Below are 19,398 nucleotides of genomic sequence, written 5' to 3'. Positions count from 1 at the left end.
AGAGAATGATACCAGGCACGGTTGCAACTCGATTCTATATTAGAGAAAGCGTTTTAGATCCAATGTTTTGTAATTAAGTGTGTCGAACATGCGGGGCGTTGTTTTGCCTGCGGCCCCGTCAGTTACGTCAAGTAAGCCATGGGCCGCCGTTCCTTGGCGCAGCTCGTGTTAAACAAACTTCTGTAACAGGGTGAGTGTCACTCCAGCAAAGCTTTCAGCGTTTTCGACAATACGGTTAATTTTGGTGTTGCGGTCTTCGGCTGACTTTACAATAACCATCAGATCCTTCAGTTTTTTAACATCCGCTGGGTCCGGGAATAGTTCTTGCACTTCGTCATCGGTCATTCGGGTTATAGACGAAATCTTAGATGCGAGCTGAGCATCTGTGGCGTCTGCGCATTGGTCGATAATGCCGTCGAGTTCTGCATCAAATTCATCCCAGTTTATAGGCATGGTGGTATCTCCATATGAATGTTATAAAAAGTGGTTTACAGCGAATCTCGAATTTTTCGTACCTTTTGAATGAATGATTCAGCGCGTTCAACCTTGTCTTGCGCGTTTCCAGCTTTACCCAATAACTCTGCAACGGCGTCATCCGTTTTATCGATAACGTCCCCAAACTCATTTTCTTCGATTCCGGCTTTTTCCAGATAGCGATTGCGGTTCTCAGCTACCTTCGATGCGGATAACAAAAAACTGGTAATACTGTTGTTGAGTGCGCGCGCCTGCTGGTATTCCTCGCGAATTTTAGTTTCTATCCTCCGCTCTAACTCATCTAACGGTTGGATCAATTCCAATCGTTTGGCATTGATTTTAGTTTGTAGTTTAGGGCCGGTTTTGATAATAAATTTAAGGCGTTCGGCTTTATTATTTTCCTGCACAATAGTGTCCCAGGCTTGCGATACTGTGCTATTAGAAAAAAACTGATTCGCAAATCCCGGAACCCATTCCTCTTCTACAAACCGATCCACCTCCTGACGTTTCTGGTCGAAGAAGCGATGTAGCAGCGTTATGTTTGCATCTTCGATAGCGGAAATGCGATTTCCTAATTCGACTGACAGTTCGGGCGCTTCTGGTGGTATAGACACACAGGCACCTAGCCACATCAGGCTGGCGATGAAGATTGTTTTGCGTACGGGGTGCATAGTCGGTATCCCTTTGGGCGATTCCTGGTTTGATTCTGTCGCTGAGTTTGGTTGTCTGGACAAGTATCTGAGCTTACCAAATTTGTGCGTGAATCCGAATACTTTATGCGACATTGGTCGCTAAACCGCGATGCCTCCAACCTCGCTGTTTCGGCCGGACGCGGAAGTTGTGACCCAAGTTCAAATACCTTGTGGCGCTTATCTCATCTATCGTGCACATGAACTGATAGGGTAGTGTTTTTGTCTGGCGAGGTAGCGCGCCTGGCGTATATTTGGTTTTAACGACCCTAAGGAGTAGTTTGGTCCATGATTGTTGTTGATGTTAAGTATCTGCTCGCGTTCGCGCTGGTGGCGAGTTTGTCGGCTTGTGGGGGAAGTAGTGGTGGCTTTGATCAAAGTCCGGAATCTGTGACTGGCGGAGCAAGCTCCACCAGCAGCTCATCGAGTTCCAGCTCGAGTTCTAGTTCGAGCTCCAGTACAAGTTCGGGAGGTGAGAATAACAGCTCGAGTTCCAGCTCCAGCAGTGGCGCCGGCACGAGTACTTCCAGTTCGTCGAGCTCAAGTTCCAGTGGAACGCTACCAGGTTCCTCCGGAGGAGGCACGGCGTCGGGTAGTTCGAGTAGCTCAAGTAGTTCGAGCAGTTCGAGCAGTTCGAGTAGTTCGAGTAATTCCAGCAGTTCGAGTAGTTCGAGTAGTTCGAGTAGTTCGAGTAGCTCAAGTAGTTCCAGTAGTTCCAGTAGTTCCAGTAGTTCAACAGGTTCTTCCGGAGGGAATCAGAACGCCGTAGGCTTGGACAACCCGTTTGTTGGTGCAAAATGGTATGTTGATCCAGTGTGGTCTGCCAAAGCAGCCGCTGAACCGAATGGCACTCTCATTTCTGGTGAGAGCACCTTTGTCTGGATGGACCGGATAGGCGCTATTGAAGGGCCTGCAGACGGCTTTGGCTTGCGCGATCATTTGGATGAAGCCTTAGCGCAGGGGGCTGATCTGTTTCAGTTTGTTGTTTACGATCTGCCGAATCGGGATTGCGCGGCTTTGGCATCGAACGGAGAACTTCGAATTTCGGAGAATGGGTTCGCGCGCTATCAAAATGAATATATCAAGGGTATTACCGATGTGATCAGCGACCCAGCGTACGCGAGTATTCGTATCGTGGCGGTGGTTGAAGTGGATTCATTACCTAATCTGGTAACGAATATGGACGTTGCTGATTGTCAGGAGGCGAATGGTAGCGGTGGTTATCGCGATGGAATCCGCTACGCACTGGATGCTCTCGCCGAAATTCCAAACACCTATGCCTATTTGGATATCGCACACTCGGGCTGGTTGGGTTGGTCAGATAATTTTGCCGAGGGCGTTGAGCTGATCGGTGATGTGGTTGAAAGCACCGCGGCCGGGTGGGACAGCATCGCTGGGTTTGCCAGCAATTCTGCGAATTATACCCCGGTACAAGAGCCTTACCTGTCTAACCCTAATTTACAGGTCGGTGGCAACCCGGTTCGCTCAGCAGACTTCTATGAATGGAATTCGTATTTTGACGAATTGACGTTCGTTCAGGACTGGCGGGCAGCAATGATCGCCCGAGGCGCACCGACTACAATTGGCATGCTGATTGATACTGGTCGCAATGGTTGGGGGGGCGCAAACCGGCCCACCGGTCAATCCAGCAGCAGTGATCTAAATACGTTTGTAGATGAAAGCCGAGTAGACAGACGTTCCCATCGGGGAAACTGGTGTAATCAGCACGGCGGTGTTGGGTATCGCCCTCAGGCGAACCCCGCGCCAGGGGTAGATGCATTTGTTTGGGTGAAGCCGCAGGGCGAATCTGACGGCATCAGTGAAGCGGACTTTGTACCTGACCCGAATGACCCGGCCAAACAACACGACCCAATGTGTGATCCGGACGCAAATAACACCTCAAACTCGGCGGTAGGCACAAATGCAATGGATAACGCACCCCATGCTGGGCGTTGGTTTCCGGAAGCGTTTGAGCTGCTGTTAAATAACGCTTACCCGCCTTTGCAATGAGTGCGACTGGAGGCTAGCGTATTGAGAAAGACCCGCGCATTAGCGCGGGCTTTTTCGTCGGACGAAAACAATAACCAGGATTGCGATCAACACGAAGAGCCCAACCGCGAATGGCAGCACTGCGCTATCTAGTGCTTTATCCAGGAATAAAAAGTCAGGGTAACCTGTTTGCCAGAGCGTCCATTCATAACCGAGCTGAGATGCGAGCAGCTTATTGCCCGAGGCAAGCACGATCAGTGCATCGCCGTTATCTGGGTTGATACGAACGGCGGAATTGATGGCTGGTTCGTTGGAACCATCATGACCATAAACAAAACTGCCGCTCGCAGTTGGCGCGTACAACATAGTCCCCAACCCCCAGATATCGGCTCCCATTTTATGGCCGTGTGGCGCGCGCATAGCTTCCACATTGTCGAATTCTAAAGGCGCTGAGGACGCTGTAGGTAAATTTGCCTGAACAAACCTGATTAAGTCCGCTGCACTGGATGAGAGCCCGGTTGCGCCTGCGGAGGCGTATTGGTAATAGGGTGCTGGAGCGCCCTGTTCGTCGTACATGGTAGCTGCATTTTGCTGATTGGCTAAATATTCGTAGCCCGAGCTTGTCATACCAATAGGGGAGAAAATGTGTTGCTGCATGTATTCCGCAAATGGTTGGCCTGAAACATCTTCAACAAGGAGTTGCAGCAGGAGATATCCGCCTCCGGAGTATTTCCACTCGCTACCAGGTTCGATGCCGACCGAGATTTTTACGTCCTCACCGGAGCTGGCTTTCGGATTGTTCAACGACGCCAGCAGGGGCGGCAGAGTTTCCTCGGCAGGGAGATCGGCAAATCCAAGGCCGTCGGTAAGTCCGGCGGTATGCGAAAGCAACCGCGCGACTGTAACCTTTGAATTATCAAACCCCGATTCAGGGAGCTGCCATCGTTCTATAAGTTCTGCAACTGGTGTGTCGGGCGAAATATTGCGTTCTTGGAGCAGTGTCATCACTCCGTAGGCGGTTATCCACTTGCTCAGTGAGGCGACAGGGAAGCTTGTTGTTTCATCAGGCTGGTTTTCTGCGCCCCGGTATACGCTGTTATATACCTTTCCATTATCAATCATGACAAAGGCGAGGTCGCCATTATTCCCTTTGTCGATGGTCTCAGAAGCGTAGTGAAAAAAGGCCTCGTTATCGTCTTTAGGGGCATTGGCACTAAGCCACCACCCAACTAGTCCGCCGTAAAAGGCCACCACAAACCAGAGTGAGGCCAGTAGGATTGCGACTAACGTATAGCGCAAGTACCGCATAAAAATTTCCCATGTATTAGAAGCGGCAAGCTGGCGAAACGCTCGTTCGATAATTTAGCAATCCTGCTAATGCACGCTGACACAGGCAAGTTTTGTCTGTGTCAGCGCCAGCACCTTTAGGTGTATTGCTATCACGGGAGAGTTACAACAGCCCGTCGCATTGAATTAAACGAGTGTTTGCGGGGTTAACTATACTGCAAATTCGTAGAAGTCCATAACCAGATTATCTTCCAGCTTCGCTGTCGGTGTGCACTGCAGGCCGATTGCTCGCTCGATTGAGCGTTGCCAAAACCGGTGCGCGACGAGGTTTTCCGGGAGCACGCGAATCTGCCAGTCGCCAGGATACTTCTCAAGTAGTTGAGCAAGAGCCGAGGCACCAAGCCCTTTCCGTTTGTGTGCCGCAAGAATGAAAAATTGCTCTATATCGTACCTTTGGTCCAGTCCTGGATATTGCCGCACAAGCACAAAGCCAGCGATGCCACTTTCGGCGGAGATGAAGTAGGGATAGTGGTCCGGGGCAGACCAATATTTGTCCAGTACGCTAAAGTCGTAGCTGAAATAGCCATCGTCGGACTGGCGCAGTTCGACTATTGCGGAGAGTTCGTACAGGTAGAATTGGAACAGGACTTCCAGTACCCCCCGCTGGTTAGCGGGAATGGGTTGAAGGTTGAATGTCGCCATAACAGTCTGGGTCTCAAAACAGCGAGTGTGTTTAATCGACGTTACATTAACTGCTTGTTATTTTCCTGCAACCCAAACTGATAGATTCTTGGGCACAAAGCTTAGAAGTCGTTTAATTATTATAGCGGCAACAAAACATAGTACTGGAATAATTAGTATTACGGCGGTATAGATCGTTGGGGTATACACAATAGGAAGGTTGGTAAATATACCTTTAAATACGTTTCCGAAGGCAAAGTGGCTGAGGAACAGTAAAAAAACGGCGGGCTCAAGCCATACCAAGATCGCAGCCAGATGTTTGGTTTTAGCTACTTCAAGCGCAACGACAAACATGGTATATGCACAGATGGGTCGTAGAACTAAGTCGTCAAAGTGGGGGAGCGCTTTGATGTCTATGGTTGTGAGTTCCAGCTTGAATAAAACCAACAAAACACTTACCGCAATAAACCCCACAGGCACTAGATATTTTAGTGTCGGCATGGGCGGAAATGGCTTTATCGCGATCGCGATACCCAGCACAAAAAAACCGAGGATCTGGCTGCGTAAAATAATGGGCGAAAAATCCATGTAAATGCAGGCAATAAAAATGACTAAAAAAGAAAAATAAAACCGTCTTACGAGCCAGAACAAAAGTGGTGAGAGCAGGCAAACAACAAAAAGGTCGCGCAAAAAAGTCAGGTGCGGATAGCCCCCATGACCGGTCAGCGGAAAAAAGTTGTTGAGTGTTGGTGTGCGCCAGCCATCCATTGCGATAATGAGTAAAAGCCCAGTAATTTTCCAAAACAATAAGGGGTAAATGAGAACCTGCATTCTCCCGTAATAGAAACTGCCCAAAGATTTTCGACCAAAATAACCGACCACTAGGAAGCCTGAAATAACCGAGAGGAGGGGGACGCTTGAGCGGCCAATAATATCGCGTAGGAATGTGGTGATTGTCAGATAAATTGGTGAAGATTGAAGCGCCGGATCTTTAAAAAGGTGGATATGAACATAGGTCATAAAAAAAATGCACAACACGCGGCAGAGCTTAATTGTTGTGCTGTAGTGGGCAACTCGTGCCTGATAAGACTCAAGGGGTGTTGCTTGAGTTGAAGCGTAGGCTAACGACTTTCCTTGCGCAATGAGCATTGTATCTTCCTAAACAATGATGGAACGGAAAAGCCGATTCATTTACCTGCTGGTAATTGGAGTTCGGACATCCGTATAAAATGTGGGTGGCGATAGGGGCGTAGTGGCTGTATATAAATGCGAATTTTATACCAACGCAATGGGGTGTAAATTCGGCGCACACCTATCACAAACGTAGGAAGTGTAAAGATGGAAATGAAATACTAGGTGACACAATTTTCTTTAATTTTAGTTTTTCAGGGAAAATTGCGTTCTTATCATTGGATCGTGCTCGTTCTGCCATGCCGAAAAAATTTGCACCTTAAAAATCCGTGTCCAGTATGGTGCATAGTTTCGATCATTATAATTTTATCTAACCTGATGCTCACAAACGTTAGTGGGCGCATGCTTCACATTCGCAGAACATTGGATGAGCAAAAACCTAGAGAAACCGGCATCCTTTGCTGGGATCGTTGGTCTCAATATAGCGTACCTTTCCTTTGCTCTTGCCTTTTATACTGCTGAATGCATATTTGCGTCCTTCTCTGATGGACTCCTGGCTCGAATTTTTTTTATCGCAGATAGCTGCCTTTGTTTTGCTGATGGCTTTGCTTGGTGTTTCGGTTGTCATGACAACTCCTGGTTAACTACCGATGAATCTAAGGGGCAAGCGTACTATAGGTCGTGGATATGTTAATACTACACCCTGGATTGGTATGACTCGGTAACCAGACTAGGTGTGATTCTGGCTGCCGAGCGTCGTTTGATAATTTCGTAGCTACAGCCTTTTCCGGTTGTTATCACTTCGATGTAAATATCTAAACAACTGTTCAGGTGTAGCATAGGGCAAATTGCTTCGGTTGGTTTATTTTCTCGCTGTGCCCGCAGCGATATTGTCCAGAGACTTTTGCTTGTCCTTACTGCCCTGGCTGGAGCCGAAGAAGTAGGCGGCCACCTGGGTGGACACCGTAGTAAGCGCGCCAAGAATGTAGATGATGATATCTTTCATCCCATCGGCCTCCAAGCGCGCTGCTCCTCCCTGGATGATCCAAAAATACATCAGAAACGTCAGCCCGATAATGCTCACTGCTAATAGCGGATGAACGTTTTTGGCCAGCCAGCTGGCATGCTCGCTCTCTTGCACTCGCGATTGATGTTCCCGTGCGCTGGAAGTATCTGCCAGGTAGGCTTTTTTCTCGTTAAGGCTTAGCGACGCGATCTCCAATTCATACTGCATAGCCGCTTTGCGCAGCTCCAGTTCGATAGATTTGCGTTCCTCGTCGCTGGTAAAGTTTTTATCTAAGGCATCGCCGACAGCTTCTACCAGATTACTGGCTCCGGCGCTAAACAAGTTTGCTAAAAAATTTGCCATGGTTACATGCCCTCCAGGGTACGTCTCACCCAACCGTAAAAATATTTTCGGCTCTCGCGTCGGGATTCACAGATGGAGATATAGCGACCGATCTTGGCGATTGCGAAGGTTGCCAGAAACGTGCGCTTATCCTCTGCGTTGAGTTTTTCCAGCGTTTTTTCTCCAATAACCCCATCGGCCGTCGCACCGACAGCCAGCTGAGCAAGTTTGCTGCTGGTGGCAGGGCCAGCGTTGACGGCAAAATCAAAAATGGAGTCAGCGATGTCCTGATCGACAATGTCATCGCCACGTATTTTGTCCCAGTAATTAAGCTCATAGAGCTCGTGTACCAGTGCCTGTAATTGAGGGTCGTCTTCCAGGTTTGCTGGAAACCCGCGTTGCTTTTTCAATAGGTCGACGGCGATCCAGCCCTGCCATTTGGAGTTGCGGTTACGGGCGATGCCTTTGTAAGTTTCGCCGCCGGGGTCGTCAGGGTCGTGTACATAACCGCCCTCTGCCTTTAGCGTGGATGTGATAGCGACGGAAAAATCTGCCATGGTGATACCTCCATTGTGTGTTCGCTCTGGTTTTAGGCCGCTACAGTTGTCGACGAGCGAGGAACAGCCTGCGTCTGCATTCGTTTCTGGCCCTTAGCGCCCGTTTTGCTACTCGGTTTTAGTCGCTGATCAGAAATGAACAAGTTACCTACCGTTTTTGCCCTGAACATTGAGCGAGGTGTGGTCAATCGTGCTTTCGCTTAAACCATTAGGCCAAAAGATGCGCCGAAATTGTACAGCCGCTGACCATTTAAAAGGTGCTTTTGTCACACTGGGCTGAGGCTTGGGGAATCTCGTTTACGGAATGAGACTGCAGTTTCCGCAAATATCCGACTTTTTACTGGGAGGTAATAGCGACGATATAATCCGATTGTTTTGAATGCGGATCGTCTATTGCTTGGATCTAGGCGAGGTTGGCGGCAGTTTCCACGATCTATGTGCTGGATATCTTGAGAGCCTGACGCGTCTCGCACACTCTAATCTTTATCGGATAATAAATTTTCATGCTCAACAGTGAATCGCTTAATCAATTTCTTTCCACCGTCGTCGGCATTGTCTGGGGCTTACCTCTGGTGTTTCTGCTCGTCGGCGGAGGTATCTTTTTCTGCCTCCATTCGCGCTTTTTACCCTACCGTTATCTCACCCGCAGTGTAGCGTTGTTAGGAAGGGGCGCTGATGATCACGACAGAGGCCAACTTTCGCACTTTCAGGCGCTGAGCACTGCACTATCCGGAACGCTCGGTATGGGCAATGTAGCGGGTGTGGCGCTGGCGATCTCCATGGGGGGGCCTGGCGCAATTTTTTGGATGTGGGTAAGCGCTTGCCTGGGTATCGCCACCAAATTTTATACCTGTACACTCGCGGTTATGTACCGCGGCAAAGATTCTGAAGGTAAGTGGCAGGGTGGACCTATGTATGTGGTGCGCGAAGGCTTGGGTCAGCGCTGGCTGCCGCTCGCCTATTTTTTTGCCTTCGCGGGGCTTCTGGGCACCATGCCCAGTTTCCAGATTAACCAGCTCGTGGCTATTCTGCGGCAAACTGTGGGAGAGTCGACGGGAATGGCTTCCGCAGAAAGTCACTTTGGTTTTGACCTCTCCGTGGGGTTTTTGCTTGCTGGCGTCGTTCTCGCGGTGGCCTGGGGGCGATTGCGTCGCTTGGGGAGCGTAACGGGCGTTTTGGTTCCTGCGATGGTGATTGGTTACCTGCTGCTTACCGCCGGAGTGTTGATGACGAACCTAGAGAAAATTCCAGCGGCATTTGCACTGATTTTCAGTGATGCGTTTTCAGGGCATGCTGTAGCGGGCGGTGCGCTGGGCAGTGTGATAATTATGGGAGTGCGGCGCGCCGCGTTTTCTAACGAAGCCGGGATCGGCACCGAAGCAATGGCACATGGTGCCGCAAAAACCGCTGAACCCGTGCGCGAAGGATTGGTTGCGATGTTAGGCCCGGTTATCGATACGCTTTTGGTATGCACTTGTACGGCGCTAGTCATACTTGTTAGTGGCGTGTGGTCGGCGAGTGAAGCCGACGGGATCGCGTTGACGACGCAGGCCTTTGATTTGCTCTTCCCTGGTGGCGGTAAGTGGATACTGGTCGTGGTGGTAACCCTACTTAGCATGAGTACTGTTTTTACCTTTTGGTACTATGGCAGTAAATGCCTCGGCTTTCTCATTGGAGCGCAATACCAAGAGCACTACATCTGGTTTTATTTGATGTTGGTGGTGCTCAGTTCTGTGGTATCGCTTAATCTGGTGGTTAACATCATCGATATTATGTACGCGCTGATGGCAATTCCGACGATGACGTCTGCGTTGCTGCTTGCGCCTAAAGTACGTGCGGCGGCAAAAATCTATTTTGCGCAAAATCCTCACTAAACCGGTAGCGGCTTAAATTAAGTCGCTTAATTGTTTGGGCTGAACGGAGACCCTTTTGCGTTTGGCCTCGCGTCTTCCGTAGCTGTTAATTGCGCGTTTGTCACCGTATTTGCCTAAAAACCTCGTTGTCCTACTACGGGTTCGCTACTCCCATCACGGTTGTAAATAATTAACCGCATAATAATGTGTAGAAAGCGCTCAACGAGCGCTGGCAAATAATAATGAATAACGGAGGCAATTATGTTGCGTGTGATACGTTGGTACGTCGCTGTGTTTTTAGTGCTCTTGGGGCGCTGGGTTTCCGCGGCGGACGCGGATTTTAGCGTTGTTAACTATTGGCAGGGCGGATTTCAAGGAGAGATTGTTGTCCACAACGATGGGGCAGATGCGATTTCTCAATGGCGGGTATCGTTTTCCGCTAATTTTGAGATTGTTAACTTATGGAACGCTGAGGAAGTCGCTCACAGTGGAAATCTCTGGGAATTCGGTTCTGCCGGTTGGAACGACCAGATTCCTGCGGGTGGTGAAGCCAGCTTCGGCTTCATTGCCAACGGTGATGTAACGCAAGTTTCCGATTTGCTTGTAACCCTGAATGGGGCGGCCACGCCAACACCTACTGCGACACCGACACCTTCAGCTACACCGACACCAACGCCTTCACCATCATCGACGCCGAGCCCGTCGCCAACTCCTACTGTCGAGCCAACGGTCATACCCAGCACAAGTCCCTCGCCCGAACCGACGCCACCACCAGAAGCACATCTCGCCAGCGGCCGGTACGTGATTATTTCCCGCAGTAGCGAACTAGCCATGGATGTGTCCGATAACAGCACGGAAAACGGAGCTGTCATTCACCAATGGGACTACGGCTTTCGTACAAACCAGCAGTTTGATCTCACCGACTTGGGCAATGGCTTTTATTCTATCCGTGCGGGAAACAGCGGTAAGTCATTGGATGTGTGGAACCGCTCTCTCGATGACGGAGGCGAAATTCGACAATACAGCTACTATGGCTCAGACAATCAACAGTGGACTCTTCGAGCTGTAGAAAACGGCTATTTTGAAATTGTTTCGCGATTGAGTGGCAAGGTATTACAGGTGGCGGACAGCAGCCGTGGCACAGATGTTTTGCAGTTCGCGCCCACCGGCGCTCACAACCAACAGTGGCGATTTGTTGCTCCCAGCGATATGTACCCGACGGCACCCAAACAATTGGTATGGGCAGAAGATTTTGACTATACCGGTTTGCCTTCGTCCAGTACCTGGGGTTACGAGGAGGGGATGGTACGAAATAACGAAGCACAATATTACACGCGCGCGAGGGCGGAAAACGCCTGGGTAGCCGATGGTATGTTAACCATAACGGCCAGACGGGAGAATTATCAGGGAGCGCAATATACTTCCGCCAGTATTACCACCTCCGGGAAAGCTGATTGGACCTATGGGCGTTTCGATATGCGCGCGCGCATCGATACCCGCGGTGGCTTGTGGCCAGCGTTCTGGATGTTGGGTTATGGAAAGTGGCCGGAGAATGGCGAAATTGACATTATGGAATATTATCGCGGAAATTTATTAGCGAACCTGGCCTGGAAAGCAAACAATTCCGATGCCTGGTCGGCGGCTTGGGACTCATCCACTCGATCGGTAGCGAGCCTGGAAACCATTTACCCTGGGTGGGCAAACGATTTTCATCTCTGGCGAATGGACTGGGATAACGATTCTATTAGGTTGTATGTGGATGGAATACTGTTGAATGAAGCGAATTTAAATAATATACGTAACCCCGACGGCTCGAATCCATTTCGCGCTCGAGCAATGTACATGATTTTAAATTTGGCCATCGGTGGTAATAATGGTGGTGACCCGAGCGGTACCGCCTTCCCTGCTTCATACGAAGTGGATTATGTGCGTGTCTATCAATAACGGGGCAACAGTAGGCAAAACACGCAATAGCTGGTCAGATAGCTTTGGTAAACAGATCGTTCCAGGCTAAAGTTGAACCGACTGTTCAATACTGTTCAGTATACATGCCAGCCGGGTGATTCACCGGCTGGCATGGTTTATCGTCAACTCTGGTTTATAGCAGACCTTTCAAGTCGCGGATAAAGTTCGTGATCGACTCTGGTTGAGTGTTCCAGGAACACATCAAACGCACGCCGCCAGCACCAATAAAGGTATAAAACCGCCAGCCTTTCGCTGCCAGTCCGTTCCGCACGTGTTCGGGCAGGTTAACAAACACGGAATTTGCCTGCCGAGGAAATAGTAACTCCAACTCGTCAATTTTTTTCAGCTCGGATTCGAGTTGTATCGCACAATTATTCGCGTGCTCTCCGTATTTTAACCAGGCATCGTTCTCGAGAATTCCGAGCCATTGGGCGGAGATAAACCGCATCTTTGAAGCCAACTGACCGGACTGCTTACAGCGGTAATCGAACTCGGCCGCATCGTCGCGATTAAAAAAGATAACGGCATCGCCAACCGCCAGCCCATTTTTAGTACCGCCCAGGCAAAGTACGTCGACCCCCACCTCGTGTGTAATTTCCGCGGGGGTCGCTTTAAGTTCCGCGAGGGCATTGGCAAACCTGGCTCCGTCCATGTGAATTTTTAAATCAAAATCCTGTGCCGCGCGTTGTACGTTACGCAACTGGTTTACGTCGTACACGGTGCCAAGTTCAGTCGCTTGAGTAACACTCACAACTTTGGGTTTGGGGTAGTGCACATCGGACCGTTTATGTACTACCGATGCAATACCCTCGTAACCCAGTCTGCCTTGCTCACCGGCAGCGGTTAGAATCTTCGAGCCGTGAGAAAAAAATTCCGGCGCACCGCACTCATCCGTTTCTATATGAGCGAACTCACTACAAATAACACTGTGGTAGGGTTTGCAATAGGTTGATAGCGCGAGGGAATTTGCCGCGGTGCCATTGAATACAAAAAACACCTCGCAATCGTGCTTGAATATCTCGCGGAATCGTTCGCAAACCTCTTCAGTATAAGGGTCTTCCCCATAGGCAGGAACATGGCCACCATTAGCTTTCTCGAGGTATGCCAATGCTTCTGGGCACATACCGGCGTAATTATCACTTGCGAACTGTTGCATGGCGTTACTCCTACCTGAACTGCAATTTAAAAACCTGACATTATGCAGCTAAACATGCGACTCTGGAAAGGTAAGAAAGCTTCATCCTGTAATTCTTTGCGGGTTGGATCGCAGGGCCCGCTTGAACCTAGGAGGGTTGCTAAAGTGGAAAATGCAACCGGGCAAAGACCATTTTGGCATGGGTTTCTGCTTTTTTATCGGATTATGCTTGCTACGAAGTGTAGCCCGTAGTTTGTGAGCTAAACGCTATTGCTTTTACCTTATTTCATTTCTAGGCTGATTAATAACCGCCTCTATCACAGGTATGTGACGCCAGAATAATGCTGCACCATCTACTCTATATCTCCACTGCCGTTAAACTCATGCAAATTGGTGATTTAACATCGCTGTTAGCCCAATCACGCGCCAGGAATGAGATTTTAAGCATTTCAGGCATGTTGTTATATAAGGATCAATCCTTTATCCAGCTAATGGAGGGGGATGAGGCCGCCGTGCACACGGTTTTCCAGTCAATCCGGGCGGATAGCAGGCACTACCGTGTACGTGTGCTATTCGACGAAAGTTGTGAGCAGCGTACATTCAATGGTTGGAGCATGGGCTTTGCGAATTTGGATGACGATGCGAGGGGAACGGAGGGGTTTAATCGTTTCTTTCAGGATGCTACCACTATTGACGCGCTTGTGAGTCGTGCGGATAAGGTTGTCGATCTTATGCGCTACTTCAGAGCGAACAGCTAATGACAGACAACTCCCTCAGTAACTCGATGTCTGACCTGGATGAACGAGCGGTACCATCTCGAACAGACACGCAGGCGTTTTATGTCGTCGGGATCGGCGCGTCTGCCGGTGGTCTGGATGCCTGTAGAAAGCTATTTCGTAGTGCGACTACGTATCGATGTTGCTTTATTTTGTGCCAGCATCTTGCGCCCCAACACGATAGCAAACTCGCTGAGATCATTACCGGAGATACTGACCTGGACGTGCGCCAGATTCAGGATGGGGATCTGCTGCACGCCGGGTGTATTTTTGTCGTGCCGCCGAATACGGATGTTGTCGTTACTCATGGCCGGTTTCTACTAAGAGCGCCCGAATCGGGGGCGCAACCTAAGCCCAATATCAATCGCTTCTTTATTTCTTTGGCGGAAAATTTTGGGTCGAGGTCCATTGCCGTCGTACTCTCTGGAACGGGAAATGACGGATCGTCGGGAATCAGCTCGATTCGCGGGGCCGGCGGTGTCGTGCTGGCCCAGGATCCTGGCTTGTCGGACTACGACGGGATGCCGTCGGCTTCTATTTCCACTCACATGGTTGACGTGATTGGAAGTCCTGAAGTGTTGGGCAAGCAAATTAGTCGAATTGTTGAGAGTGATCTCCCAAAGGAATTGAGCGCGGCCAGGGAATCATCTGAAGCCGATACCTACAATCAAATCCTCCGATTGATTTCTGATGCCACTACAATCGATTTTACTCAATATAAACGCAGTACGATACGACGTCGCTTGGAACGACGTATGGCAATCAGGGGGCTGGCATCACTCGACGACTACTTATCTTTTTTACGGATAAATGTTGGAGAAATTTGGGCATTTACACAGGATGCTTTTATAAATGTAAGTCAGTTTTATCGGGACCCCGCACAATTTGATTTTTTTAAACACGAATTAGTTGCACGTTTGCGAAATCTCGAACCCAGATCAGAATTTCGTATTTGGGTGGCCGGATGCGCGTTTGGCGAGGAGGCGTACAGTGTCGCAATGCTGCTCGAGGATTTGAAGCTCGAGCACAACCTGGTATTTGATTACAAAATACTGGCGACCGATATTTCCGAGAAGGCAATCAGTCGCGCGCGGTTGGGAATTTTTCAGCCGGATGTTCTTCGAGACGCGCCAGCGACATGGATGACCAATTACTTTGAAAAGTGCGCTGATGAATATGAAGTGCGCAAAGCAGTCAGAGACCGTATTATATTTTCAGTACACAACGTATTCGCCGATCCGCCATTTTCCAAACTGGATGTGATTTGCTGTAGAAATTTACTTATTTATTTTGACTCTTATCTCCAAGAGCAGCTACTGCGTTTGTTTCACTACGTTTTGAATCCTGATGTGGGGCTGTTATTCCTGGGTAATGCCGAATCGGTATCCAGCAATGAAAATTTTTTACCGGTCGGTGGCGCCAGTATCAAGGTGTATCGCCGGACTGGCGGCGTTCAAATGTCTCCGCCAAATGTGCGTCGCAAGAACCGGTTTTCCGGCGCGATTGAACTGGAGGAAAAACAAAAACCCCGTGATATAGAGAATCAAATTCTACAAAAAGTGTGTACCGCATTCGTACCGCCGACGGTTGTGTTGGATAAGCGAAATTCCATTTTGTTTACCTATGGAAAATACTCAGTTTTACTGAGCGAAAAAACTGGTTTGTTTGATGCCAATTTCTTTGATCTGATTTTGCCGGATTTAAAGACCGAATGCCGTGCGCTGGTGTTTCGCGCACGACAGAAACAGGAAGCGTGTTACGGTGTGCACAAAAATATTTCGCTGACAGATGGCGCTAAATATGGTCATTTGGTGGTGCGGCTTTTGGCAGGTGATGAGGGGTTGATTTGTGTATCGCTTGTAATGGAAGATACTTATCTTTCGCCGGGAGAGGGCAAGTCGGATAGTGTTGATGATCGCCATTTCGCACAAATAGAGATGGAATTGAGTTCAACTCGAGAAAATCTTCAAACGGTAATTGAAGAACTGGAAGTCGCCAATGAGCAACTCCAGATCTACAATGAAGAGCTTCAGTCTTCCAATGAGGAGTTTCAATGTACGAATGAAGAACTGCAAACCGTTAATGAAGAGCTTCAATCGACAAACGAAGAGTTAATAACGGTCAATGAGGAGTATGCATTAAAAACCGCGGAACAAACACGCCTTTCGAGTGACCTGGAGAATATACAGAATGCGTTGGAGATTCCTTTTTTACTGATTAGTAAAGAGTACCGAATATTGCGATTTACGGAAAACTGTTCGCATATTTTTGATACCCAACATATCCAGATTGGCGATTTGTTCTTTGCCGTCGATTGGCGGGGGAATGCAGGTCAAATTAAGGCTTTGATTCTGGCTGCCGAGTGTGAGGCAAAATCGCAAATTGCGGAGTTGGAGATTGACGACCGGTCATATCAGTGCCAGGTATCGCCTTATATTAATGCATCCCATGTTTTCGATGGGTATATCGTTATTTTTTACGATATGACAAATCTAACCCGCTCGAAGGAGGCGTTGGCGTTCGAAAAGTTTCAAGCGCAAAAAACGCTCGAGCTGGTAGCCGAAGGTGTGATTCGATTAAACACACGCGGCACGGTGGAATACATTAATCCTGCGGCGCTAAAAATTCTATGTAAAAGTCACGACGAAATCGCATTTCAGCGGTTGGCGAGTGAAATTTCTCTTTATGATGAAGTCGGTGGAAGTTTCTCTTTGGAGCAGTTTGTACAGCGCTGTTTGCAAAGTAATGAGTCGTTTGTAGTTGAAAACAATCCTCTGCTTATACACACGGGCTCTGAAACCGCCAATTATATCGAGTTGTCGATAGTACCTCTGCAATTATCTGACGATGTGCGCGGCTGTATTATAACGCTGCGAGATACCAGTGAGCGGCATCGTCAATTAGAGCGACTAAAGTGGCAGAGTACGCATGACTCCTTAACCGGTTTGGTCAATCGTGAGGAGATGGAAAAGCGACTTGAGCGCGCGATAGCCACGTCGCGGCGTGAGGGTATTGAGTCCTCGCTGCTATATATGGATCTCGACCAGTTTAAGGTGATCAACGATACTTGCGGTCATCTGGCAGGTGATCAGTTGCTGAAACAGTTGGCGCAGCTGATTCGCGATATGCTGAGAACACGGGATACTTTCGCGCGTCTAGGTGGTGATGAGTTTGCGATATTGCTGGATCACTGCCCCATTTTGGAAGCTGAAGCGATTGCCCAAAAAATAAAGCAAAAGGTATGCGATTATCGCTTTGCTTGGGAAGATAAAGCTTTTCGAGTGGGGGTCAGCATTGGCATCGTGGGCATTCATCCGAGTGTCTCACAGCTTTCTCAGGTGCTTAGCGATGCAGACGCAGCTTGCTATGCGGCGAAAGAAGCTGGCCGCAACTGTATTCAGATTCATACCCAGGACAATAAAGTGCTGGAAGCTCAGCGCCTTCAGATGCGCAGTATTTCAGATATTAATCAGGCGATTGAAAGCGATCACTTTCGTTTGTATTTTCAACAGATTCATGCCGTAGGCAGTGGCGCTATTCAGTCTTGGGAAATTTTGATACGCATGTTTAATGCTACAGGCGAGTTTTTGCTTCCGTCCCATTTTTTGCCTGCGGCAGAACGTTTTGGTTTGATTAACCGTATCGATACCTGGGTTATGGAGTCCGCCTTGCGAAATGTTGCTCAATATTTTGGGCAGGGCAAAGAGCGTGATTTTCCCTTATTGAGCTTCAACGTTTCTGGTGCGACTATCAGTGATCCGGCTTATCTGGACCTGGTGAGCGAACTTTTTACCCGGTACCAGTACCCCGCCAATAAAATTTCTTTCGAAATTACCGAAACCTCGGTAGTAAGAAACCTGGTTAAAGCGAGTGAATTTATGCGTAGAGCTCGTGAGCTCGGGTGTAAGCTCGCGCTGGACGATTTTGGAACGGGGTTGAGTTCACTATCTTATCTTGGTGAGCTGCCAGTCGACCGCGTAAAGATTGATATGTCGTTTGTTAAAAATATTGTAGATAACCCCGTAAACCGCGCTATTGTGAATAGCGTGAAAGAGGTCGCGCACTTGTTAAAGCTCGAGGTTGTTGCTGAAGGTGTTGAAACGCCGGCCCAGCTAGCATGTCTGCGGGAGCTGGGAGTCGATGCCTATCAGGGATTTTTAGCGGGCAAGCCGCTTCCCTTTGAGGAATTCGTGTGTCGAAGTCTTGATACGATTAACCTGGAGATTAAATAGTTGGTCCCATCTACTTAATCGCGCGCCCTTAAAGTACTGACGTAGATGTGTGAATTTTCTAATACTTCAAGGGCTTACATTGCCCTTCATGCACCGTCTATGAACTTCGCAATTTTTATTGCCAAGTTAATATGTAGACCTGAGTATCTGCTCAAGTTAGACCGGCTAACGGTCAGTAATGCCGTTATTTGATAAAAATCTGCCTGTATCAAGTCATTGTGAGCTCGCTCTGGTTAGAATAGGGTTTTGCTAAACCTAAGCTGAGTTTGCTATGCCCACCGCGTTTTCCGAGATTAATTTTATCGATATTGACCAGGAGCACATGCTCGGTCGGGTCCACTCTTTCGAGAAGTGCAGCGCGCTGGATGGCCCTGGCTTACGCGTTGTGGTTTTTTTGCAAGGCTGTCAGTTTCGGTGCCTGTACTGTCACAATCGCGATAGTTGGGACTTGCATGCAGGGAGTCTCTATTCCGTGCAGGAGGTTATCGAGCAGGTGTTGCCGTTTGCCGGTTTTTTGCAATCCTCAAATGGTGGCGTGACGGTAAGCGGGGGGGAGGCGTTGCTGCAGTGGGAATTTCTCACGCTGCTGTTCAAACAGCTGAAAAAGCTGGGTTTTAATACCTGCCTGGACACCAACGGCTACGTGAAGGACCAGCTTTGGGGGGCGAATCTGGATGAGCTGCTGGGCTACACCGATCTGGTGTTACTCGACTTGAAGCAAATGAACCGGCAGCGCCACGAAGCACTGGTCGGGGTAAGTAACGACCGCACCCGTAATTTTGCCCGCTACCTTGCGGATATTGGCCATCCAGTGTGGATCAGGCACGTGCTGGTACCCGGGTATACCGATGACCTAGAGGATCTCCGCTCACTGGCGCAGTTTCTTCAACCCATGACAAACGTTGAAAAAATCGAGTTGTTGCCGTACCACCGCTTAGGCAAACCCAAGTGGGAAGAGATGGGCTTGGAATACCCGTTGGGAGACCTGGAACCACCCAGCCGAGCAGCGATTGACGAGATTATTGTAATGTTTAAGAGCGACTACGGTCTGGAGTTGGTTTCTGCTTAGCGCGACCTGGTTCCAAAGTGGTTATTGGTTCGCGAGTGACATGCGATTGAGTTGATACCCGAGCGCTACGCCGATTCCAACGCCGAGAGCGACAGACAACGCGAGCTTGCCTGTTGCCACGCCTAGAGCCGTTCCTAAAGCTACGCCGACGGCGATACCCAGGCCCATTTTATTGCGTTTTCCATTTGCCAGTTTTTTCATTATTTTCCTCT

General features: G+C 49.0%; 16 protein-coding genes. 6 read left to right on the top strand and 10 right to left on the bottom strand.

Annotation, left to right across the window (positions count from 1 at the left end; translation table 11 throughout):
- Nucleotides 1–168: 168 nt before the first annotated feature.
- Nucleotides 169–453, bottom strand: coding sequence for a hypothetical protein (locus tag TERTU_RS17760; RefSeq protein ID WP_015820693.1), 285 nt, complete (start codon nucleotides 451–453; stop codon nucleotides 169–171).
- 35 nt (nucleotides 454–488) lie between these two features.
- A complete protein-coding gene (locus TERTU_RS17755) occupies nucleotides 489–1,259 on the bottom strand; it encodes a hypothetical protein (RefSeq protein WP_228378186.1) in 771 nt (256 codons plus the stop codon).
- A gap of 192 nt (nucleotides 1,260–1,451) precedes the next feature.
- Between TERTU_RS17755 and TERTU_RS17745 the strand changes: the two genes are divergently transcribed.
- Nucleotides 1,452–3,173 carry a glycoside hydrolase family 6 protein gene (locus TERTU_RS17745; protein ID WP_015820115.1) on the top strand — a complete coding sequence of 574 codons (1,722 nt, stop codon included), beginning with the start codon at nucleotides 1,452–1,454 and terminating at the stop codon, nucleotides 3,171–3,173.
- A gap of 39 nt (nucleotides 3,174–3,212) precedes the next feature.
- Here TERTU_RS17745 and TERTU_RS17740 read toward each other — a convergent pair whose 3' ends face one another.
- From TERTU_RS17740 to TERTU_RS17715, 6 genes are all read right to left on the bottom strand, one after another.
- Nucleotides 3,213–4,460 carry a serine hydrolase domain-containing protein gene (locus tag TERTU_RS17740; RefSeq protein ID WP_015819225.1) on the bottom strand — a complete coding sequence of 416 codons (1,248 nt, stop codon included), beginning with the start codon at nucleotides 4,458–4,460 and terminating at the stop codon, nucleotides 3,213–3,215.
- 189 nt (nucleotides 4,461–4,649) lie between these two features.
- Entirely contained in the window at nucleotides 4,650–5,141 is a 492-nt protein-coding gene (locus TERTU_RS17735) for a GNAT family N-acetyltransferase (protein ID WP_015818414.1), read from the bottom strand.
- A 57-nt stretch (nucleotides 5,142–5,198) separates the two neighbouring features.
- Nucleotides 5,199–6,269 carry an acyltransferase family protein gene (locus TERTU_RS17730; RefSeq protein WP_015817692.1) on the bottom strand — a complete coding sequence of 357 codons (1,071 nt, stop codon included), beginning with the start codon at nucleotides 6,267–6,269 and terminating at the stop codon, nucleotides 5,199–5,201.
- Between the two features lie 421 nt (nucleotides 6,270–6,690).
- Nucleotides 6,691–6,879, bottom strand: a complete 189-nt coding sequence (locus TERTU_RS17725) for a hypothetical protein (RefSeq protein WP_015817522.1) — start codon at nucleotides 6,877–6,879, stop codon at nucleotides 6,691–6,693.
- 234 nt (nucleotides 6,880–7,113) lie between these two features.
- On the bottom strand, nucleotides 7,114–7,620 hold the full coding sequence (locus TERTU_RS17720; RefSeq protein WP_015816790.1) for a hypothetical protein: 507 nt from the start codon (nucleotides 7,618–7,620) through the stop codon (nucleotides 7,114–7,116).
- Nucleotides 7,621–7,622: 2 nt separating this feature from the next.
- A complete protein-coding gene (locus TERTU_RS17715) occupies nucleotides 7,623–8,156 on the bottom strand; it encodes a glycoside hydrolase family 108 protein (RefSeq protein ID WP_015820777.1) in 534 nt (177 codons plus the stop codon).
- Nucleotides 8,157–8,659: 503 nt separating this feature from the next.
- Between TERTU_RS17715 and TERTU_RS17710 the strand changes: the two genes are divergently transcribed.
- On the top strand, nucleotides 8,660–10,030 hold the full coding sequence (locus tag TERTU_RS17710) for an alanine/glycine:cation symporter family protein (RefSeq protein WP_015820474.1): 1,371 nt from the start codon (nucleotides 8,660–8,662) through the stop codon (nucleotides 10,028–10,030).
- A gap of 240 nt (nucleotides 10,031–10,270) precedes the next feature.
- On the top strand, nucleotides 10,271–11,953 hold the full coding sequence (locus tag TERTU_RS17705; RefSeq protein WP_015817315.1) for an RICIN domain-containing protein: 1,683 nt from the start codon (nucleotides 10,271–10,273) through the stop codon (nucleotides 11,951–11,953).
- A gap of 154 nt (nucleotides 11,954–12,107) precedes the next feature.
- Here the strand turns inward: TERTU_RS17705 and TERTU_RS17700 are convergent, their stop codons facing one another.
- The gene (locus tag TERTU_RS17700; protein ID WP_015816864.1) at nucleotides 12,108–13,130 is read right to left on the bottom strand and encodes a threonine aldolase family protein; all 1,023 of its coding nucleotides are present in this window, start codon (nucleotides 13,128–13,130) and stop codon (nucleotides 12,108–12,110) included.
- Between the two features lie 320 nt (nucleotides 13,131–13,450).
- Between TERTU_RS17700 and TERTU_RS17695 the strand changes: the two genes are divergently transcribed.
- The 3 genes from TERTU_RS17695 (at nucleotide 13,451) to pflA (ending at nucleotide 19,186) form a co-directional block, all read left to right on the top strand.
- Nucleotides 13,451–13,867: a BLUF domain-containing protein gene (locus tag TERTU_RS17695; RefSeq protein WP_028875555.1), complete on the top strand. Its 417-nt coding sequence runs from the start codon at nucleotides 13,451–13,453 to the stop codon at nucleotides 13,865–13,867.
- The gene (locus TERTU_RS17690; protein ID WP_015818032.1) at nucleotides 13,867–18,117 is read left to right on the top strand and encodes an EAL domain-containing protein; all 4,251 of its coding nucleotides are present in this window, start codon (nucleotides 13,867–13,869) and stop codon (nucleotides 18,115–18,117) included. The genes TERTU_RS17695 and TERTU_RS17690 overlap by 1 nt, the downstream gene beginning before the upstream one ends.
- 271 nt (nucleotides 18,118–18,388) lie before the next feature.
- Nucleotides 18,389–19,186, top strand: coding sequence for a pyruvate formate-lyase-activating protein (gene pflA / locus TERTU_RS17685; protein ID WP_015820221.1), 798 nt, complete (start codon nucleotides 18,389–18,391; stop codon nucleotides 19,184–19,186).
- A gap of 21 nt (nucleotides 19,187–19,207) precedes the next feature.
- Here pflA and TERTU_RS17680 read toward each other — a convergent pair whose 3' ends face one another.
- Nucleotides 19,208–19,387, bottom strand: a complete 180-nt coding sequence (locus tag TERTU_RS17680) for a glycine zipper domain-containing protein (RefSeq protein WP_015820544.1) — start codon at nucleotides 19,385–19,387, stop codon at nucleotides 19,208–19,210.
- Nucleotides 19,388–19,398 lie beyond the last annotated feature (11 nt).

The organism is Teredinibacter turnerae T7901 (genome assembly GCF_000023025.1).
GTDB classification, from domain to species: domain Bacteria; phylum Pseudomonadota; class Gammaproteobacteria; order Pseudomonadales; family Cellvibrionaceae; genus Teredinibacter; species Teredinibacter turnerae_B.
This window is presented reverse-complemented; position numbering and strand designations above follow the sequence as displayed.

Bases quoted from the DNA above. Each gene is read 5' to 3' on its own strand.
- TERTU_RS17760 (WP_015820693.1), bottom strand. From the start codon at position 453: ATGCCTATAAACTGGGATGAATTTGATGCAGAACTCGACGGCATTATC.
- TERTU_RS17755 (WP_228378186.1), bottom strand. From the start codon at position 1,259: ATGTCGCATAAAGTATTCGGATTCACGCACAAATTTGGTAAGCTCAGA.
- TERTU_RS17745 (WP_015820115.1), top strand. From the start codon at position 1,452: ATGATTGTTGTTGATGTTAAGTATCTGCTCGCGTTCGCGCTGGTGGCG.
- TERTU_RS17740 (WP_015819225.1), bottom strand. From the start codon at position 4,460: ATGCGGTACTTGCGCTATACGTTAGTCGCAATCCTACTGGCCTCACTC.
- TERTU_RS17735 (WP_015818414.1), bottom strand. From the start codon at position 5,141: ATGGCGACATTCAACCTTCAACCCATTCCCGCTAACCAGCGGGGGGTA.
- TERTU_RS17730 (WP_015817692.1), bottom strand. From the start codon at position 6,269: ATGCTCATTGCGCAAGGAAAGTCGTTAGCCTACGCTTCAACTCAAGCA.
- TERTU_RS17725 (WP_015817522.1), bottom strand. From the start codon at position 6,879: ATGACAACCGAAACACCAAGCAAAGCCATCAGCAAAACAAAGGCAGCT.
- TERTU_RS17720 (WP_015816790.1), bottom strand. From the start codon at position 7,620: ATGGCAAATTTTTTAGCAAACTTGTTTAGCGCCGGAGCCAGTAATCTG.
- TERTU_RS17715 (WP_015820777.1), bottom strand. From the start codon at position 8,156: ATGGCAGATTTTTCCGTCGCTATCACATCCACGCTAAAGGCAGAGGGC.
- TERTU_RS17710 (WP_015820474.1), top strand. From the start codon at position 8,660: ATGCTCAACAGTGAATCGCTTAATCAATTTCTTTCCACCGTCGTCGGC.
- TERTU_RS17705 (WP_015817315.1), top strand. From the start codon at position 10,271: ATGTTGCGTGTGATACGTTGGTACGTCGCTGTGTTTTTAGTGCTCTTG.
- TERTU_RS17700 (WP_015816864.1), bottom strand. From the start codon at position 13,130: ATGCAACAGTTCGCAAGTGATAATTACGCCGGTATGTGCCCAGAAGCA.
- TERTU_RS17695 (WP_028875555.1), top strand. From the start codon at position 13,451: ATGCTGCACCATCTACTCTATATCTCCACTGCCGTTAAACTCATGCAA.
- TERTU_RS17690 (WP_015818032.1), top strand. From the start codon at position 13,867: ATGACAGACAACTCCCTCAGTAACTCGATGTCTGACCTGGATGAACGA.
- pflA (WP_015820221.1), top strand. From the start codon at position 18,389: ATGCCCACCGCGTTTTCCGAGATTAATTTTATCGATATTGACCAGGAG.
- TERTU_RS17680 (WP_015820544.1), bottom strand. From the start codon at position 19,387: ATGAAAAAACTGGCAAATGGAAAACGCAATAAAATGGGCCTGGGTATC.